Source organism: Aedoeadaptatus urinae (assembly GCF_900155585.1).
Lineage (GTDB): Bacteria > Bacillota > Clostridia > Tissierellales > Peptoniphilaceae > Aedoeadaptatus > Aedoeadaptatus urinae.
The window spans coordinates 36024-53754 of sequence record NZ_LT707415.1 but is presented as its reverse complement, the minus strand read 5'-3'; the positions used below and the strand labels follow the sequence as shown (position 1 = coordinate 53754).

Below are 17731 nucleotides of genomic sequence, written 5' to 3'. Positions count from 1 at the left end.
GGCTCCTTTCAGTAGCGCTTGGCGAGCTCCGCAGGGTCCACGCCGCGGCGAAAGTCCCGTTGTAGGCGCTGCATATGCAGAATCGTCTTCCAAATGCCGTTCTCCTCGAAGCGGCAGGCGTCGGTGGTAAGCTTTAAAGGCAGCAGCTCGGGCACGTAGCCGGCGCTTTTCAGACGGATGGACAGATCGTAATCTTCCATAAGGGGAATGGGTTGAAAGCCGCCGATTTTTTCGTAAAGCTCCCGCTTTAAAAACATACCCTGATCGCCGAAGACGATGCGACGAAAGCGAACGCGGTTGTTGGAATTAAAGGCCACCACCTTCATCATGGGGTCCTTCGACGAAAAGCGAAGCTTAAAGGCGCCCCAAGGGGCTCCGCAGGCTTCCACGGCATCCAAGGCCTCTTTCGGGAAAAAGGTGTCGGCGTGTAAAAACCAGAGCACGTCTCCCGTCGCTTTTTTCGCACCGGCCGCCAGCTGTGCGCCGCGGCCCTTCGCCTCCCGAATTTTCGGATAGCGAATGGCATCATAGGTGCCGTCGGTGCTGCCGCCGTCGGAAAACAAGATTTCCGCCCGGCCGCCGAAGGCGTCCAGAGCCTCTTGAAAGGCGTGGATGTGCTCGATTTCGTTGTAAGTGGGAATGACGATACTAATCACGGTTTTGCCTTTTATTGTAGATTTTCAAGAGGACGAGAGAAACCGCGGTCAAAAGAACGAGAAAGAGAATGGCCAGCTTAAATTCCGGGGAAGAGGGATCGTGGATCTGCTCGCCAAGATAAATAAAGGCGAAGATCCCAGGGGTGATGCCGATCAAGCTTAAGACGAAATAGGGAAGAAAGCGAATGCGCAAAATTCCCGCCATGTAGTTGATCAGATTGTAAGAGATCAAAGGAATCAGGCGAAAGATAAAAAACACGCCCTGACTCGTGCCCGTGGGACTCAGGAAGACTTTTTTGATCTTGTCGTTGCTCTTTTCCTCCACCAAATGCAAAATCTTGTCTCGGGCCACGGAGGCGGCCAGAAAATACATAATGGTAATATTCACGGCACAGCCCACCAGAGTATAGACGACGCCCAGGGCCGAGCCGAAAATGTATCCGCTGGGCACCACCAAGAGGGGGACGGGGAAGAAAAAGACAGGCAGCACCGCCCACAGGCCGATGTAGATCACCGGCGCCCAAAGCCCGGCCGCTTCCAACATGGAGCGGATGCGCGCTTCCGTAAAGTAGTCCTTGGTTTCTCGAAAAATAAGGATGAATAGGGCTGCCGCCAGGATCACCTTGGCGTAGCCCCATAATTTAGTCGATTGATTTGTTTTTTTGTTTGTCATTGTACAATTTCTTGCCTACAAAGATCGCGATGGAGACGGCGAACAAAATCAAGAGGCCGGTCATCAACTTTTGTGCGCCGCCGGTTAAGGTGCCGCCTACATAGGAGTAGACGATGGTGGCGGGAAGTTGGCCGATGCCGGTGGCGACGAAGAAGGCCAAAAAGCTCATGCCCGTAAGGCCGGCGGCGTAGCTGACCAGGTCGAAAGACATAAAGGGCAAGAGGCGGGCGATCAAGATGGCATATTTGCCGTAGTCGTGGAAAAATTTATCCACGGTTTCCAGCATGCCCTTGCCCGTGAACTTTTCGGCCACGTCGCGGCCCAGGACCCTGGAAATATAAAAGCAGAGAGCCGCTCCGGCCATGGCCGACGACCAGGAGAGGATGGCGCCGTTGACCCAGCCGAAAATAGCGGAGTTGGCGAGGGTAATAAAGAATGCCGGAATCGGCGAAATCAACGATTGCAAAATCATCAGCGCAAAGGACACGATAACGGCATAGACGCCGAAGCTTCGGATGTAAGCGGCAATGCCTTCGATACCTTCCGAAGTTAAAATGCGAACGGATCGGTTAATGCCTTGATTGACCGAGGGGACAAACAGATAAACGAGGACGCATGCTGCGATAACGGCCAGCATCACGATTTTTTTATTGACTTTCATTTGACCTCCTTCGCTTGAATAGAATGGTAAAAGGGGAGCATAATTTTAGGCTCGCAATAGAGGGAATGTTCGGGGACACGGTTTTTATCCTTTAAAATCCAAAGGCGGCTGCCCTCCTCGGAGGTGTAGACCGTGCCGAAAACATCTTCTTCTTTTGATACGACGGGGCTATTCAAAGCCTCGCGTACTAAATCTTCGAAGTAGTCGATGTCGCGAATCGTGGGAAGAAGAGCCACCGTGGCACCGGCGGTCTTTGCCTTTTCAACGGTCTTTTCCAATACGTCGGGGCGGCTGTAGGTGATGGAGGAAAACACGTCTACAAATCGCCTCATGCCCACGATGCCGTAACCGCCGTCTTCCGCCGGGGCGAAAACCACGTCCCGGTCTTTTAAAAGGCGAAAGCCTTCCTCGATTAAATCGCCGTCCACGCCTAGGAGATCGCATCCCATAAGAAGCACCGGTCCCTTTTGGATTTCGGTGCGGATGGACGATGCCATCCTCTCGCCCAGATCGGCTTCCTTTTGAGGGACGCAGGGAAGGGAGAGGGAAGGCTCCTTGCCGTCGTAATAGACCACGACGCGGTAGCCGGTGTCCGTCAGCGTCACTAAAAGATCGTCGTAAAGCTTTCGAGTAATATGAAAAATCTGTTCCTCGCTGAGGGCGGTCCTGAGGCGAGTCTTTCCGTGGCCGATTTCCGGCGTGCGAGCAAAAAAAACAATGGTTTCCATAAACAACTACATAAGAAAAAAGGCCCTGTCTTTCGACAAGGCACTTTTTTGATTTACTTCAATCCGAAGCCGTCAAATTCTTTCGTACCGTCGTTGGAGTTAATTGCTTTGTGGCCTTTTTCAACCAGCTTGTTAGCAACTTCCCAGGAACGGTTGCCGGAATAGCAGTGAACCAAGAAGGGCTTGTCGGTGGGGAGTTCGGGATATTTTGCATCGAATTCGTCGACAAGAACGTTGATAGCGCCGTCTAAGTGACCTGCTTCGAAGTCTTTTGCGTCGCGTGCGTCGATAATGGTGTAGTCGCCGCTCTTAGCGAGTTCCAAAAATTCGGGACCGCGAACGTTGGTGACCTTGGTCATGGTGGTGTATTTGAAGTCTTTTACACCTTGAGCGTTTTTAACATTGGTGAAGCCGTTTTTAACGAGAATGTCGGCAGCTTGGCCGCTCTTCTTACCGGTGTTGCAAATGGTGATAACTTCGGAATCCTTTAAGTCTTCGATCTTGTTAAGATTTTCTTCGAAGGTATCGATAGGCATGTTGATGGCATATTTAACGTGGCCTGCTTCGTAATCTTCAACAGGGCGAACGTCGATAACCGTTACTTTTTCCTTCGCGTCCTTATCTTCCATGATCTTGTCTAATTCTTCGCCGGAAATTTCACCGACTTCGGCTACATCAGCCTTTTTGTCTTCGGCTTTGTTGTTTTCGGCAGCAGCTGTGTTGTTAGCGGTAGCATTGTTTTTAGCAGCGTTATCGCCGCTGTTTGCGCCGGAACCGCAGGCGGTCAGACCTAAAGCCAGGACTGCAGCCAAAGCCAATACGTTCAGTTTTTTCATAGTTTTCTTCCTCCTCTAGATATGCAATAACTATGAGTACATTCTACCAAATAAAGGACAGAAAAGGATGGCAAACCGGAAAATGCCCATTGTGATTTTCTATAAAAAAACAGAAGCCCATAGATAAAAACAATGGGCTTCCGCTTTGTTGAATAGAATAAATTTAATCGCTGCGAATGGCATCCAGTGCCGACAGATTCATCGCGCGCTTGGCGGGGAAGTAGCCCGCGGCGATGCCCACCAAGGTGGAAAAGATGAGAGCCACCAACACGAGCCACAGGGGAATGTGGGAGATCTTAATGGCTTCCTCGGCTCCCTGGGCCATGGCAAAGCGATTGCCGATAAGATTAAAGCCCGCGCTCATCATGAGGCTTAAAAAGACGCCGATGATCCCGCCGATGAGGCCGATAAGGGCGGCTTCGGTGAGAAAGAGCTTCTGTATGTCCTGAATCGACGCGCCGATAACTTTCATTACGCCGATTTCCCGTGTGCGTTCGTAAATAGACATAATCATGGTGTTGGCGATGCCGATGGCGGCGACGATAAAGGAGATGGAGCCGATGCCGGCAAAGATGGCATTGACGATGGTCATAGCCTTGTTCATGCTCTTGATCATTTCCAGCATGCCCATGGCGTCGTAGTCCAGGGCCTTAATGCCGTCGGATACCTCTTCGGCATTTTTCATATCGTCTACCCGCACCTGAATCCGTTCGTAGGCGTGGGTGTTGGGCCGTTCCATTTTTAAGCGGTCCATTAAATCCATAAAGCCGTCCACGGTCATAAAGACATTGTTGTCGTAATCCATTTTTTTCGTCTTGGCGATAAGCCCGGTGACTTTCATTTCCGTGGAAAGGCCGGTGCCGGTCCCGTTGCCTCCCATCATGGAAACGTCGGAGGAGGTAATGGTCATGGTCTTTCCCGCGGCTTCAAACAAAGGAGGCGGAGCTTCGCCGTCGTCCATGGCGGGCATAGTCGTAGAGCCCGTGGGATCGTAAAACATATCCACGACGCCGCTTCCGAAAAGCATTTGGCCCTTGCCGTCGCCGTGAAAGAAGCTGCCCTTGTCCATTTCCCAACCTAAAGAATCGTAGGTGTGCTTTTCCATGGCGGTGATGCCCACGAAATCCGATTGAAATTTGCGAAGCTTCATGCCGACGCTGGCGTTGTAAACCGGCGTCACGTCCACCACGTGGGGCAGCTCCTTTAATTCCGAAATGGTCTTGCGCGTCAGGGCCTTGCCCTTACCGCCTTCTTCCTTTTGAGTGACGTTAATATTTTTCACGTCGCCGAAGTCTTCGATCATGCGCTTGTTGTTTTCCGTCATGCCGTAGCCGAAGCTGAGCATGATAATAATGGAGACGCAGCCGATGACCACGCCGAGGAGGGTGAGGCCCGTGCGGAGTTTTCTGGCGAGAAGATTCTTCTTCGCCATATCGAATAGATCGCGATAACTCATCAGATCGTCAAATCCTCGTCGTCGCCGCCGTCATTCTTCTTGCGCTTTTTATAGACATAGAAGCCGATGCCGCCGGCAATGCCTGCGATAAGGAGAATGCCCAAGGGAACGGCCCAAGCGGGGCGGGTTTTTTCTTCGTCCTTGTCATCGGTGGGCATGTCGCCTTCCACATTGATGACGAAAGGCTTCACCAGTTCCTGTTTTCTTCCCGTGGAATCGTCGTAAGTAATGACGACTTCGCCTTTCTGTTCGCCTTTTTTCGTCGGCGTAATGTTCACGTCGTAAGTTTGGGAGCTGCCGGGAGCCACATTGCCCGCGAAATACGTACTGGTATCCGCATCGAAATTACCCCGCAGCTTCACCATGACATTAGAGAGTACTGATTTGCCCGTGTTAAAAAATTCCAGAGACAAAGGCATTTCGCCGCCGACGAAGCCTTCCTTGTCGACTTTTAAATCGCCGAGCTCGATTTCCGAGCTTTGGATGACGGGAATGCCGATGACTTCCGATGAAGTATAGGGATTGCCCGCGGCGTCCTCGTATTCGAAATTAGCCGTAATGGTATAGGTCCGGGGCGCCGTGTCCGGTGCCGTGGTCAAGGTAATTTCCTTTTCCGCGTGGTTTTTCGGCTTGATCTTGTCTACGTAAAAAGTATTGCTGCTGCCGATGGGAATAAAGGCACTGCCGCCACCGCCACCCGAGGGTGCGGCAGCCGCCGCAGCCTGATCAGGCCCTTGTCCCGGCGCAGTGGGCACGTCCACCGCCTCAGCCGCATCGGCAGTGAGGGCGACGCGCAAATTTTGTACGGTCTTTTTGCTGTTAGTATTTAAGATGCGGAAGTAGAGGGTGAAGGGCACGCCGGCCTTGACGTCCACTGGGTCGTAGGAGTAGTGGTCGATGACCAGCTTCGGCGTGTTGTTGCCGGAAGGCGCCTGCCCGGAAGAAGCTCCTTCGGAACCGGTGACGGGGAGAGGCGAGCCCATGTCGCCGCCGGAGAAGCCGCCCATATCGCCGCCGCCGGAAAAGCCGCCGGCAGAGCCATCGCCGCCTCGAGAGGCGTCCATGGGGCCATCGGCGGAGCGCACGGTGACGAATTGCTTGCTTTCCAAGACTTCATTTGTGTTTACGTCGACATAGGCCACGGTAAATTTCACCGGGTAGTTTTTCTTTTCGGCACCGGGCGTCAATTGAAAGACAAAGGTGTAAGTCTCCTTTTGATTCGGCGCAAAGTACTTCGCATTGACCGTGGACACGGATTTCGGCACCAGACCGTTTAGATCCTGAGATTCCGCTTGAATGCGAATGTTTTTTGCACCGCCCTTGCCGTTGTTTTTAATGGAAAAGCGAATGGGAATGTCGGCTCCCGTGCCGTTGTCTTGAGGCCAGGTGATGTCGGTAAAATCTAAAATCGACATGGGCGCCTGGCTCGAGGATTCCACCTTGGTCGGGGGAATGGTGCCTACATTGTTCGATGCCGCCGCATGAAGCGGTGCGACACTTGTCAGGATCAGACAACCGGCTAAAAGCCATGCTTGTTTTTTCATAGTGACTCCTCGTTGTTTTCTTGGGGGAGAAGCTCCAGCTCCCGCGCTTTTTCCTTGACCTGTTGCGTCTCATCCCGCACGATTTTTCCGTCCCTGAGTTCGACGATGCGATTGGCATAGACGGCGGTTTCCAAATCGTGGGTGACGATGATCAGGGTCTGCCTATGTTCCTTGGCGAGCTCGCACATCATTTCCATAATCTCCACCGAGGTATTCGTATCCAGATTGCCTGTGGGCTCGTCGGCGAAAAGTATGGGCGGTGCGTCCACAAAGGCCCGGGCGATGGACACCCGTTGTTGTTGGCCGCCGCTCATTTCGCTGGGCTTATGGTTCAGCCGATCGCCGAGGCCCACTCGCTCTAAAATGGCGCGGGCTTTTTCTTCCCGCTCCTTTTTCTTTACGCCCTTAAAAATAAGCCCCAGGCTGACATTTTCCGTCGCCGTCAAAGTGGGAATTAAATTATAGGACTGAAAGACGAAGCCCACGTTTAACTGACGAAACTTCGTGAGCTTTTCCTCGGAAAGCTTCTCCATATGGATTTTGTCGTTAATAACAATTTCGCCCTTGCTCGGTCGATCCAGGCCGGCCATCATATTTAACAGCGTCGATTTGCCGCTGCCCGACGTGCCCAAAAGACAAAGGATCTCTTCTTTCTGTATATCTAAATTAACACCACGAAGGGCATAGACTTTTTCTTCGCCCATGTGGTAGACTCGGTACAAATTCCTTATGCGAATCAATGGAACCAAAGCATCACATCCTCCCGACTATTATAACATTGGGAAAAGTCGAATGGAAATGTCGATGGAGTGACGTAATTTAAGACTTGTCAAAGGTGGAAAGCGGCCCATGAAAAGAGAGGACAAACAATTTTATAATTTGGACAAAAATCGAAATGAGCGCCGGCTTTTCGGCGAAGTGGTTTACGCGGAAGGCAAGGCGAGGGATCATTTAAAAGCTTGCATTCAAGAGCTGCTTGAAGCGAAGGGGGAAGTCTTCGTGACGCGGCTGGCGCCCGAGGCTTACGAAAAATTAGACGAATTAAAAGAGCGACTGGACTACGATCCCCTTTCCGAAACCGCCGCGGCCGGCACAAAAAAAGAGCCCGTAGGCTCTGTGGCCGTGGTGACGGCGGGCACCTCCGACGCAGCAGTGGCGGAGGAGTGCGTGCGGAGTCTGTGTTATTTCGGCGTGGGCAGCGCGCGCTTTTACGACGTAGGCGTGGCGGGGATTCACCGCCTTTTCGAAAATATCGACGCCATCTCGGCCTGTGACGTCATCGTCGTCATTGCCGGCATGGACGGCGCCCTGCCCTCCGTGGTGGCGGGCCTCGTCACATCGCCGGTGATCGCCGTGCCCACCTCCGTGGGCTACGGGGCATCCTTTGAGGGCGTAGCGGCCCTTTTAAGCATGCTCAACGCCTGTGCCGAGGGCGTGGCCGTGGTAAACATCGACAACGGCTACGGCGCCGCCTACATGGCGGCGGAAATCGTCTACGCCATGTATCAAAAGAAAAGATAATCCGTCTCCGACAAAAAGGCGTGAACGGGCAGATCGTATTCGTCGTGGGGGACTTCACCGACTAACTGTTCGTGAAAGCCCACGCCTAATCGAAAGCCTTCGTGGCTCGAGAAGAAGCGGTCGTAAAAGCCGCCGCCGTAGCCCAGTCGGTAGCCCTGCCGGCCGAAGGCCAGGCCGGGGGTGATGATTAAATCACAGGCTTTTTCTTCCCGCGCCGGCACCATATCCTCCGGCAGCTCCAAAAGGCCCCAATAATTTGTTACGAGCTCGTCTTTCGAAAGAAGGCGGGCCATTTTCATTTCCGGATCGCCTTTTTTCGTGGCGGGGATCAAAACCTCTTTGTCCTTCAGCATCTCGTCGAGCCAATGAAGGGTCTCCACCTCGCTACCCATGGAGACGAAAATAAAAATTCGCCGCGCCTTTTTGTACTCATCCAGGGACTTAAGGCGAGAAAAAATCGCGCGGGACTTCTCTTTTCGCGATGATTCGGGAATTTCGTCTCGAAGGGCGATGTAATTATTACGTAAACATTTCTTTTTCATGGCAAACGGTCTGCCGCCTTTCATAATTTTGTAACTTATACTATAATAAATGAGATAAATTGTATGGAATGAGGTGTATTGTTGATTACGTTTCAAAATGTCTATAAAGAGTACAAAAACGGCGTACAGGCTTTAATGGACATTAATCTGGAAATCCCATACGGTCAATTTGCTTTTATCGTCGGCGCATCGGGCGCGGGGAAAAGCTCTTTGATTAAACTGTTGATCTGCGAAGAAAAAGTTACCCGCGGGAACATTTACGTAAACAATACGGATATTACGGAATTGTCTCCCTGGTATATACCCAAGCTGCGGCGCCAAGTCAGCGTCGTCTTTCAAGACTTTCGACTGCTTCAAAAAAAGACCGCCTACGAAAATGTGGCATACGCCCTCGAAATCATCGGCGAAAGCGGCCGCACCATTAAAAAGCGGGTGCCGGAGGTGTTGGAGCTCGTCGGCTTGAGCGATAAATTAAACAGCTACCCGAGCGAATTGTCCGGCGGGGAAGGGCAGCGGCTCGCCATTGCCCGCGCCATTGTAAACAAGCCGCCGGTATTGGTGTGCGACGAGCCAACTGGCAATTTGGATTTTGAAACGGCCATGACCGTTATGAAAACCTTAAAGCGCATTAACGACGACGGCGCCACGGTGATTATGGCGACCCACGCCAGAAATATCGTCAACCACATGCAGCGCCGAGTCATCACCCTCGACAACGGTCGAATCATCAGCGATGTGGACGTGGGAGGTTACGATGCGTTGGATTAGACAATTAATAAATAACATAAAAGAAGCCTTTCAAGGCATTGCGAGAAACAAGGGCATGAGCCTCTTGTCCGTTATTTCCATTATGGCCGTTCTGGTCCTCTTCGGCGTCGTGGTTCTCTTGGTCTTAAACATGACCGGCCTCGTCAACGAAACGGAAAAGAAAGTGGACAAGGTCGTCGTTTACTTAACCGACGACGCGAGCGAAGATGCGGTCCGCGATATTATTTCAAAGGCGGAAAGCACGGGATACGTCAAGGACGTGAGCTTCACCTCCAAGGAACAGGCGTGGAAGGATTTTTCCGAGAACATGGAGCTGTCAAACGACGCTTATTTCCTCGAAGGCATGGAAGAAAACCCCCTTCCCGCATCATTGACCTTGCAGCTTTCCAATATTAAAGAGGCGAAGACCGTGGCGAAAACCCTGCAGGGCATGCCCGGGGTCTATCAGGTGGATTATTTAAACGAGCTCATCGGTAAAATCGTTCAAGTGAACGATTGGGTGCGCATCCTGGGCGTGGTCATCGTGGCGATTCTTCTCATCATCGCCGTCGTCCTGATTCACAACACCATTAAATCCACCATCGCCAATCGCAGTCAGGAAATTCAAATCATGAAATACATCGGTGCCAGCAACGGCTACATTCGCAGGCCCTTGCTCATCGAAGGCTTGGTCTTCGGCATCGTCGCCGGGGCATTGGCGCTGGTGCTTGTGTATTTAGGTTATAAAGGCATGTTTGGCCTGTTCGACGAAAAACTCAATGTACTCATGGGCCTGAAGCTGATCCGTCCCAAGGATATGCTGCAAGACATGGCCATTATGTTTCTATGTATCGGCGTCGGCGTCGGCTTAATCGGAAGCTCATTGTCGCTGAAGCGATTCTTGGATGTATAAGATAAACAGAAGGAGGTTCACTTTGGACGCGAATCACAGAAAGAAACTTTCCGCGGCACTGGCGCTTTTAATGTTAAGCTCCCAACCGGTTTTGGCTTCAGGATTAGAAGCCGAACGGTCGAAGGCGGTGCAAAAGAAGAGTTCCATCGAATCCAATATGGCCGGAACCCAATCGATGATCAGTCAGACGAAGGGTCAAGTGGCCACGGTTCAAGCGGAAATTCGCGCCTTGGATGCGCAAATCACCCAGGTTAATTTAAAACTCGATCAATTAAACGGCGAGATGCAAAAGCTTCAAGTGGAAATCGCCCAAACCAAGGCGGAGCTTGAAGCCGCCAAGGCGGAGCTTTTAGAGAAAAAAGATCTCTATGCCAAGCGCCTTCGCGCCATGTATATCGCCAACGATCGCGGTTATTTAGATATTCTTCTCGATTCCACCGACGCAGCCTCTTTAATCGGCAGCGCCCGCATGATTCGTTCCATCGCCACCAGCGACCGGGAGCTTATTGAAGAAATAAAAGCCAAGGTGAAGGAAATCGAAGAGAAGCAGGCCCTCCTCGCCGAGCAGGAAAAACAACTGGCTCAAAAGCAGGAACAAGCGCGGACGGAAAAAAACAATCTCGAAGCGGCCAACGCTCAAAAGACAAGCTTCATGAACAATTTGGTCAACGACTTAAGCAGCTACGAAGCGCAATACGACGAAATGCTCCGCGAATCCGACGCCATTCAATCGCAAATTGCGAACCTGGATATCTCCATTAAAAAGGCGAAGGAAGAAGAAGCGGCCCGTCTGGCCAGACAAAGAGCGGCCGAAGCCGAAGCCCGTAGCCAAAAGGAAGCGGCGGCAGGTAGGGCAAGCAGCGCATCGAAGCGCTCCGGCAGTGCTTCTTACAAAGCAAGCAGGAGCATAAGTGCCAACACGTCTTCGGACGTCGTTCAATACGGCGTTCAAGCTCAGCCTGAAGCGAGAACCGGCGAGCTCTACTGGCCCGTACCCGGTCATCACCGGATCACCTCGCCCTTCGGCTATCGTATTCACCCGATTTTAAAATACCGCAAGCTCCACACCGGCGTGGACATCGGCGCGCCTAACGGCACGCCGGTCGTAAGTGCGGCGTCAGGGACGGTCATCGCCTCCCGTTTTATGGGCGGCTACGGCAACTGCATTATGATCGACCACGGCGGCAAGGTCACGGTTTACGGCCACTTATCCGGCAGAGCGGTGAGTGCGGGACAGACGGTTTCCGCGGGACAAACCATCGGCTACGTGGGCAGCACCGGCATGAGTACCGGCGCACACTTGCACTTTGAAGTGCGCGTAAACGGTGCCGTGCAGAATCCCCTTAACTATTTATAATTCAAAGACAAAGAACCTTTCTTCGGGAAGGTTCTTTCTTCCATTTAAAAACAGGAGTTCCAATGAAAAAGAAACACATTGCGGGCCTTCTCGCTCTGTTGCTCGTGACCAATATCATCACCGCCTTCGCCTCCGTGCAATTCGCCACGGGCAGCGTGAAGGAAGTGGCACAGACTAAGGTTCTGGAGCGATTTTTAAAAAAATACTATTTGCGCAGTGACGAAATCACGGAGAAGGATTTTATCGAAGGCAGAAAGAAAGGCACGGTGGCGGCACTAAACGACCCCTATAGTCAGTACTTCGACGAAGCTGAGTACAAGCAGTTTATGGAATCCACTACCGGCGAATTTTACGGCATCGGCGTGCAAATCGGCGCCGTGGAGGATTCCAAAATGATTACCGTCATCGCGCCTATTAAGGGTTCTCCTGCGGAGGCGGCGGGCATAAAGTCCGGCGACAAAATCGTCTCCGTGGACGGCGTTGAATACACCGTGGACGAAATGGAAGAAGCGGTGAAACATATTAAAGGGGACAAGGGCACAACCGTCACCTTGGGCATTATGCCCGAAGGGAAGGGCAGTGTGCGTGATGTGAAGGTGACCCGGGACGAGATCCATATGGAATCGGTGATCACGGGCTCCATCGGCGACATCGCCTATATCGGCCTCACGCAATTCGAAGACGACACCGTGGAAGAATTTACCAAAGCCATGAAGGCGGCGGCGGGGAAGAAGGGGTTGATCCTGGATCTTCGCGGCAATCCCGGCGGCATTTTGGAAGCGGCGGTAGGCGTCAGCGATCAATTGCTTCCCGAGGCGGACATCGTCAGCGCCAAGGACAATCGGGGCAAAGAAGTCTTCCACTATAAATCTGACGAAGCCGCGTGGAAGAAGCCCGTTGTGGTTTTGGTCAACGGGGGCAGCGCATCGGCATCGGAAATCGTGGCGGGGGCTTTAAAGGACAACAAGGCCGCCACCCTTGTAGGCGAAAAGACCTACGGCAAGGGCGTGGTGCAAACCTTGGTGCCTCTGCCCGGCGGAGGCGGCATTAAGCTCACCACCAGTGAATATTTCACGCCTTCCGGGGTATGTATTCAAGACAAGGGCATCGAACCCGACGTGAAAGTCAGCTTGCCGGAAAACGTCAAGGCCATCGGGCTCGAGCATCGAGATCAGGATACACAATTGCAAAAGGCAATTTCCATTATAGAAAAGAGCGGTCGTTAGATCGCTCTTTTTGCAGGAGGAATCATGGATTTTAAAATTCATTCGAAATTTAAGCCCACCGGCGATCAGCCGCAGGCCATCGATCGATTGACCGAGGGCATCCAAGGGGGCATGAAGCACCAAACCCTGTTGGGGGTCACGGGAAGCGGCAAGACCTTTACCATGGCCAATTTAATTGAGCGGGTGCAAAAGCCCACCTTGGTCATCGCCCACAATAAGACACTGGCCTATCAACTGGCCTCGGAGTTTCGCGAATTTTTTCCGGAAAACGCCGTGGAATACTTCGTCAGCTACTACGACTACTATCAGCCCGAGGCCTATGTCCCCGGGACGGATACCTTTATCGCAAAAGACGCCAGCATTAACGACGAGATCGACAAGCTGCGCCACTCCGCCACCATGGCTCTCTTCGAGCGGCGGGACGTGATTATCGTCGCGTCGGTGAGCTGCATCTACGGCTTGGGTGACCCTATCGACTACAAGAATTTGGTGGTGAGTCTGCGCCCGGGCATGGAATGGGACAGAAACGCCCTCATGAGCAAGCTGGTGGACATTCAATACGTGAGAAACGACGTGGATTTTTCACGCGGCACCTTCCGCGTTCGCGGCGACGTGCTGGAAATTTTTCCCGCCGGCAATTCCGAAAAGACCATTCGCGTGGAATTTTTCGGCGACGAAATCGATGAAATCGCCGAAGTGGACGCGGTCACCGGTCGCATCGAAAGCTATCGCAAGCACGTGTCCATCTTCCCGGCATCTCACTTTGCCACGCGGCCGGAAAAAATCGAGCGAGGCGTCAAAACCATTCGAAAGGAACTGGAAGAGCGGCTCTTCACTTTGCGTGATCAAGAAAAACTTTTAGAAGCCCAACGGCTTGAGCAGCGCACCAATTACGATGTGGAAATGCTGGAGGAAATGGGCTTTTGCTCCGGCATCGAAAACTATACCCGCCACCTAAGCGGCAGGGAAGCGGGGAGCCGACCCTACACCCTTATCGACTACTTCCCGAAGGACTTCATGACCATTATCGACGAGTCCCACGCCACGGTGCCGCAAATTCGCGGCATGTTTAACGGCGACCGGGCGAGAAAAGAGACCCTGGTGGAATATGGCTTTCGCCTGCCCTCGGCGCTGGACAACCGTCCCTTGCGCTTCGAGGAATTCGAATCCATGCAAAATCAAGTGGTCTACGTCTCTGCCACGCCGGGCCCCTACGAAACGGAACACGAAGAGCAGCGGGTGGAACAGATCATTCGCCCCACGGGCCTGGTGGATCCGAAAATCGACGTGGTGCCGACGAAAAATCAAATCGATCATCTGACGGAACAGATCAACGACATGACGTCGAAAAATATGCGGACCTTTGTCACCACCCTGACCAAGCGCATGGCGGAGGACCTGAGCAAGTACTTTAAGGACATGGGCATGAAGGTGGCCTATCTTCACTCCGATGTCAAGACCATCGAGCGCATGGAAATCATTCGGGATCTGCGCCTCGGCGTCTACGACTTCCTCGTAGGCATCAACCTCTTGCGTGAGGGGCTGGACATTCCCGAGGTGGGCCTCGTGGCCATACTGGATGCGGACAAAGAGGGCTTTTTGCGCTCGGAAACCTCCCTCATTCAAACGGCGGGGCGGGCCGCGAGAAATGTAGACGGCCGCGTCATTATGTATGCCGACACCATCACCGGCTCCATGGCCCGCACCATCGAAGAGACGGAACGGCGCCGAGCCATACAAATGGACTATAATAAGAAACACGGTATCGTGCCGCAATCCATCGTCAAAGGCATTCGCGACACCATCGAAAATACCATTGCGGCGGAAGAAGAGGAAGACTTCGGCGAAGACTTTGCCAAGGAAGACATCGTCGCCATGCTGAAAAATCTGGAAACGGAAATGTTTAAGGCCGCCGAGCAATTGGATTTCGAGCGGGCGGCGAGCATTCGCGACCAAATAAGAGAAATAAAAGAACGTTACGGATTAAATGAGTAATCCTGAAAGAAAGGAAATAGATGAACCCATCCATTGAACAGGCGATCCACATACACGGGGCGCGCCAGCACAATTTAAAAAATCTCGACGTCTATATTCCGAGAAATAAAATGACCGTCATCACGGGCCTCTCCGGCTCCGGGAAGAGCTCCCTGGCCTTCGACACCATCTACGCCGAAGGGCAGCGGCGCTATGTGGAAAGCTTGTCCTCCTACGCGCGGCAATTCTTGGGCCAAATGGACAAGCCCGAGGTGGACTACATCGAGGGCATGAGCCCCGCCATTGCCATCGACCAGAAGACCACGTCGAAAAATCCCCGCTCCACTGTGGGGACGGTGACGGAAATTTACGACTACATCCGTCTGCTCTACGCCCGGGTGGCAAAGCCCTATTGCCCGGTGTGCGGCAAGCCCATTGAGGCCTTTGCGGAAGATCAGATCGTGGACAAGATTATGGAGATGAAAGAGGGCACCCGCTTCCAGCTCTTGGCGCCGGTGGTGCGTCAGAAAAAAGGGCAGCACAAGAAGGTCTTGAATCGCATTCGCAAGGATGGCTTTTTGCGCATGATCATCGACGGGGAAATGCACCGCACGGAAGAGGACATCGAGCTGGATAAAAACAAGGTCCACGATATTCTCATCGTGGTGGACCGAATCGTCATTCGCGAGGGCATCGAGACCCGTCTTACGGACAGCATCGAGACGGCCCTGGAGATCTCCGGCTCCACGGTCATCGTGGATACATTAGACGGCAACGAAAAGCTTTACTCCACCAGCTACTCCTGTCCGGAGCACGACATCGCCATCGAGCCCGCCACGCCCCGATCCTTTTCCTTTAACACGCCTATGGGGGCCTGCCCCACCTGCAAGGGCTTGGGGAGCAGCCGACGGGCGGATCCGGAGCTGATCATTCCCAACAGGGAGCTTTCCATCGACGAGGGGGCCATCGCCTGCTACGGTACCACGGAAGGCACCTATTACAAGGAAATCATCGACCAGATCGCTGCCCGCTACGATTTTTCCACCAAGGCGCCCATTAAAGAGGCGCCGAAAGCCATGATCGACGAATTAATGTACGGTACGAAGAAGCCCCTGCACTTCGTCTTTAAATCTTATTTCAGCGGGGCGAAAGAATACCGCGGCCACTTCGAGGGGATCTTGAAAAATCTGGATCGCCGCTACAGGGAGACCGCCAGCGACCGAGCCATCGAAAAAATCGAACCCTTCTTATCCGACATCCCCTGTCCCGATTGCCACGGGGCGCGGCTGAAGATGGAGTCTTTGGTCTTTAAGCTGGGCGGAAAAAATATTTATGAGTCCACCCTGCTTTCCGTCGTCGACGCCATGAAATTTTTCGATTCCTTGGATCTCAGCGACATGGATAGAAACATCGCTGATCAAATTTTAAAGGAAATTCACGAGCGCCTGTCCTTTTTAAAGGAAGTGGGTCTGGGCTATCTCACCTTGGCGCGCATGGCGGGCACCCTTTCCGGCGGCGAAGCCCAGCGGATTCGCCTCGCCACCCAAATCGGCTCCGCCCTCGTCGGCGTCACCTACGTTCTCGACGAGCCCTCCATCGGCCTTCACCAAAAGGACAATGCCATGCTTTTAAAGTCCCTTCGGAATTTGACGGACATCGGCAACACCCTCATCGTCGTGGAGCACGACGAGGATACCATGCGGGAAGCCGACGAGATACTAGACATCGGCCCCGGTGCCGGCGTCCACGGCGGCCACATCGTGGCCCAGGGCACCTACGACGAGATCGTCAAAGTGGAAGAGTCCCTCACGGGCCAATACCTTTCCGGCAAGAAAAAAATCGCCGTGCCCGAGGAGCGCCGTCCCTACACGGGAGAAGAGATCGTGGTCTACGGCGCGGCGCAAAACAATTTAAAGGACATCGACGTGCACTTCCCCCTGGGGCAATTTATCTGCGTCACCGGCGTCTCCGGTTCGGGGAAGAGCTCCCTCATCAACGAAATTTTGAAAAAAGCCGTGGCGCAAAAGGTAAACAAAAACAAAGTGCGCCCGGGCAAGTACAAAAAAATCGAGGGCCTGGAGCACGTGGACAAAATCGTCTCCATCGACCAGAGCCCCATCGGCCGCACGCCCCGTTCCAATCCCGCCACCTACACCGGCGTCTTCGATTCCATTCGCGACGTCTTCGCCCAAACTAACGAGGCGAAGATCCGCGGCTATGCCAAGGGCCGCTTCTCCTTTAACGTCAAGGGCGGCCGCTGCGAGGCCTGTAAGGGCGACGGGATTTTGAAGGTGGAAATGCACTTTCTCCCGGACGTCTACGTGCCCTGCGAGGTCTGCGGCGGCAAGCGCTACAATCGGGAGACCTTGCAGGTCAAGTTTAAGGGCAAAAACATCGCCGATGTCTTGGACATGACCGTGGATCAGGCGGCGGAATTTTTCGAAAACCATCCGCGGATCCTGAGAAAGATCAACACCCTGCAGGAGGTGGGCCTTGGCTATATTAAGCTGGGTCAGCCCTCCACTCAGCTCTCCGGCGGCGAGGCCCAGCGGATCAAGCTGGCCACGGAGCTGTCCAAGCGGGGGACGGGCAACACCCTCTATATTTTAGACGAGCCCACCACCGGCCTTCACGCAGAAGACATTCGAAAGCTCTTAAGCGTGCTGTCGAAGCTGGTGGACATGGGCAACACCGTGGTGGTTATCGAGCATAATCTGGACGTCATTAAAGTGGCGGATCACATTATCGACCTGGGGCCCGACGGCGGCGACGGCGGCGGCGAAGTGGTGGCCACGGGACGGCCCGAGGACGTGGCGAAGAACGACGCGTCCTACACCGGCATCTATTTAAAACCGCTGCTGAAAAGATAAGAAAGACAAAGAGAGAATGAGAAACGC

At 53.2% G+C, this 17731-nt stretch carries 16 protein-coding genes; 7 read left to right on the top strand and 9 right to left on the bottom strand.

What is annotated here, in order from left to right; all coding sequences use genetic code 11:
- Nucleotides 1-8 precede the first annotated feature (8 nt).
- From BQ7397_RS00260 to BQ7397_RS00225, 8 genes are all read right to left on the bottom strand, one after another.
- Nucleotides 9-656: a TIGR04283 family arsenosugar biosynthesis glycosyltransferase gene (locus BQ7397_RS00260; RefSeq protein ID WP_077074203.1), complete on the bottom strand. Its 648-nt coding sequence runs from the start codon at nt 654-656 to the stop codon at nt 9-11.
- Entirely contained in the window at nt 649-1329 is a 681-nt protein-coding gene (locus tag BQ7397_RS00255) for a TVP38/TMEM64 family protein (protein ID WP_077074202.1), read from the bottom strand. The genes BQ7397_RS00260 and BQ7397_RS00255 overlap by 8 nt, the downstream gene beginning before the upstream one ends.
- The gene (locus BQ7397_RS00250) at nt 1298-1990 is read right to left on the bottom strand and encodes a TVP38/TMEM64 family protein (protein ID WP_077074201.1); all 693 of its coding nucleotides are present in this window, start codon (nt 1988-1990) and stop codon (nt 1298-1300) included. Before BQ7397_RS00250 ends, BQ7397_RS00255 begins: the two co-directional genes overlap by 32 nt.
- The gene (locus BQ7397_RS00245; protein WP_077074200.1) at nt 1987-2718 is read right to left on the bottom strand and encodes a TIGR04282 family arsenosugar biosynthesis glycosyltransferase; all 732 of its coding nucleotides are present in this window, start codon (nt 2716-2718) and stop codon (nt 1987-1989) included. Before BQ7397_RS00245 ends, BQ7397_RS00250 begins: the two co-directional genes overlap by 4 nt.
- A gap of 53 nt (nt 2719-2771) precedes the next feature.
- A complete protein-coding gene (locus tag BQ7397_RS00240) occupies nt 2772-3554 on the bottom strand; it encodes a rhodanese-like domain-containing protein (protein ID WP_077074199.1) in 783 nt (260 codons plus the stop codon).
- Between the two features lie 163 nt (nt 3555-3717).
- Nucleotides 3718-5010 carry an ABC transporter permease gene (locus tag BQ7397_RS00235; RefSeq protein WP_077074198.1) on the bottom strand — a complete coding sequence of 431 codons (1293 nt, stop codon included), beginning with the start codon at nt 5008-5010 and terminating at the stop codon, nt 3718-3720.
- A complete protein-coding gene (locus tag BQ7397_RS00230) occupies nt 5010-6554 on the bottom strand; it encodes a COG1361 S-layer family protein (RefSeq protein WP_077074197.1) in 1545 nt (514 codons plus the stop codon). Before BQ7397_RS00230 ends, BQ7397_RS00235 begins: the two co-directional genes overlap by 1 nt.
- A complete protein-coding gene (locus tag BQ7397_RS00225; RefSeq protein WP_077074324.1) occupies nt 6551-7258 on the bottom strand; it encodes an ABC transporter ATP-binding protein in 708 nt (235 codons plus the stop codon). Before BQ7397_RS00225 ends, BQ7397_RS00230 begins: the two co-directional genes overlap by 4 nt.
- 145 nt (nt 7259-7403) lie before the next feature.
- Here BQ7397_RS00225 and larB point away from each other — a divergent pair, with 145 nt between their 5' ends.
- Nucleotides 7404-8075, top strand: coding sequence for a nickel pincer cofactor biosynthesis protein LarB (gene larB / locus BQ7397_RS00220; RefSeq protein WP_077074196.1), 672 nt, complete (start codon nt 7404-7406; stop codon nt 8073-8075).
- Here the strand turns inward: larB and BQ7397_RS00215 are convergent.
- Entirely contained in the window at nt 8060-8617 is a 558-nt protein-coding gene (locus BQ7397_RS00215) for a 5-formyltetrahydrofolate cyclo-ligase (RefSeq protein ID WP_077074195.1), read from the bottom strand. The genes larB and BQ7397_RS00215 overlap by 16 nt on opposite strands.
- A gap of 81 nt (nt 8618-8698) precedes the next feature.
- Between BQ7397_RS00215 and ftsE the strand changes: the two genes are divergently transcribed.
- From ftsE to uvrA, 6 genes are all read left to right on the top strand, one after another.
- Nucleotides 8699-9385 (top strand): cell division ATP-binding protein FtsE, encoded by a 687-nt coding sequence (gene ftsE / locus BQ7397_RS00210; protein ID WP_077074323.1) that lies wholly within the window; start codon nt 8699-8701, stop codon nt 9383-9385.
- Nucleotides 9372-10277 (top strand): permease-like cell division protein FtsX, encoded by a 906-nt coding sequence (gene ftsX / locus BQ7397_RS00205; RefSeq protein WP_077074194.1) that lies wholly within the window; start codon nt 9372-9374, stop codon nt 10275-10277. The genes ftsE and ftsX overlap by 14 nt, the downstream gene beginning before the upstream one ends.
- Nucleotides 10278-10299: 22 nt before the next feature.
- On the top strand, nt 10300-11634 hold the full coding sequence (locus BQ7397_RS00200; protein ID WP_077074193.1) for a murein hydrolase activator EnvC family protein: 1335 nt from the start codon (nt 10300-10302) through the stop codon (nt 11632-11634).
- Nucleotides 11635-11696: 62 nt separating this feature from the next.
- Nucleotides 11697-12860: a S41 family peptidase gene (locus tag BQ7397_RS00195; protein ID WP_077074192.1), complete on the top strand. Its 1164-nt coding sequence runs from the start codon at nt 11697-11699 to the stop codon at nt 12858-12860.
- Nucleotides 12861-12884: 24 nt separating this feature from the next.
- On the top strand, nt 12885-14855 hold the full coding sequence (gene uvrB, locus BQ7397_RS00190) for an excinuclease ABC subunit UvrB (RefSeq protein ID WP_077074191.1): 1971 nt from the start codon (nt 12885-12887) through the stop codon (nt 14853-14855).
- Nucleotides 14856-14875: 20 nt separating this feature from the next.
- Nucleotides 14876-17704: an excinuclease ABC subunit UvrA gene (gene uvrA, locus BQ7397_RS00185; protein ID WP_200801179.1), complete on the top strand. Its 2829-nt coding sequence runs from the start codon at nt 14876-14878 to the stop codon at nt 17702-17704.
- Nucleotides 17705-17731: the final 27 nt, after the last annotated feature.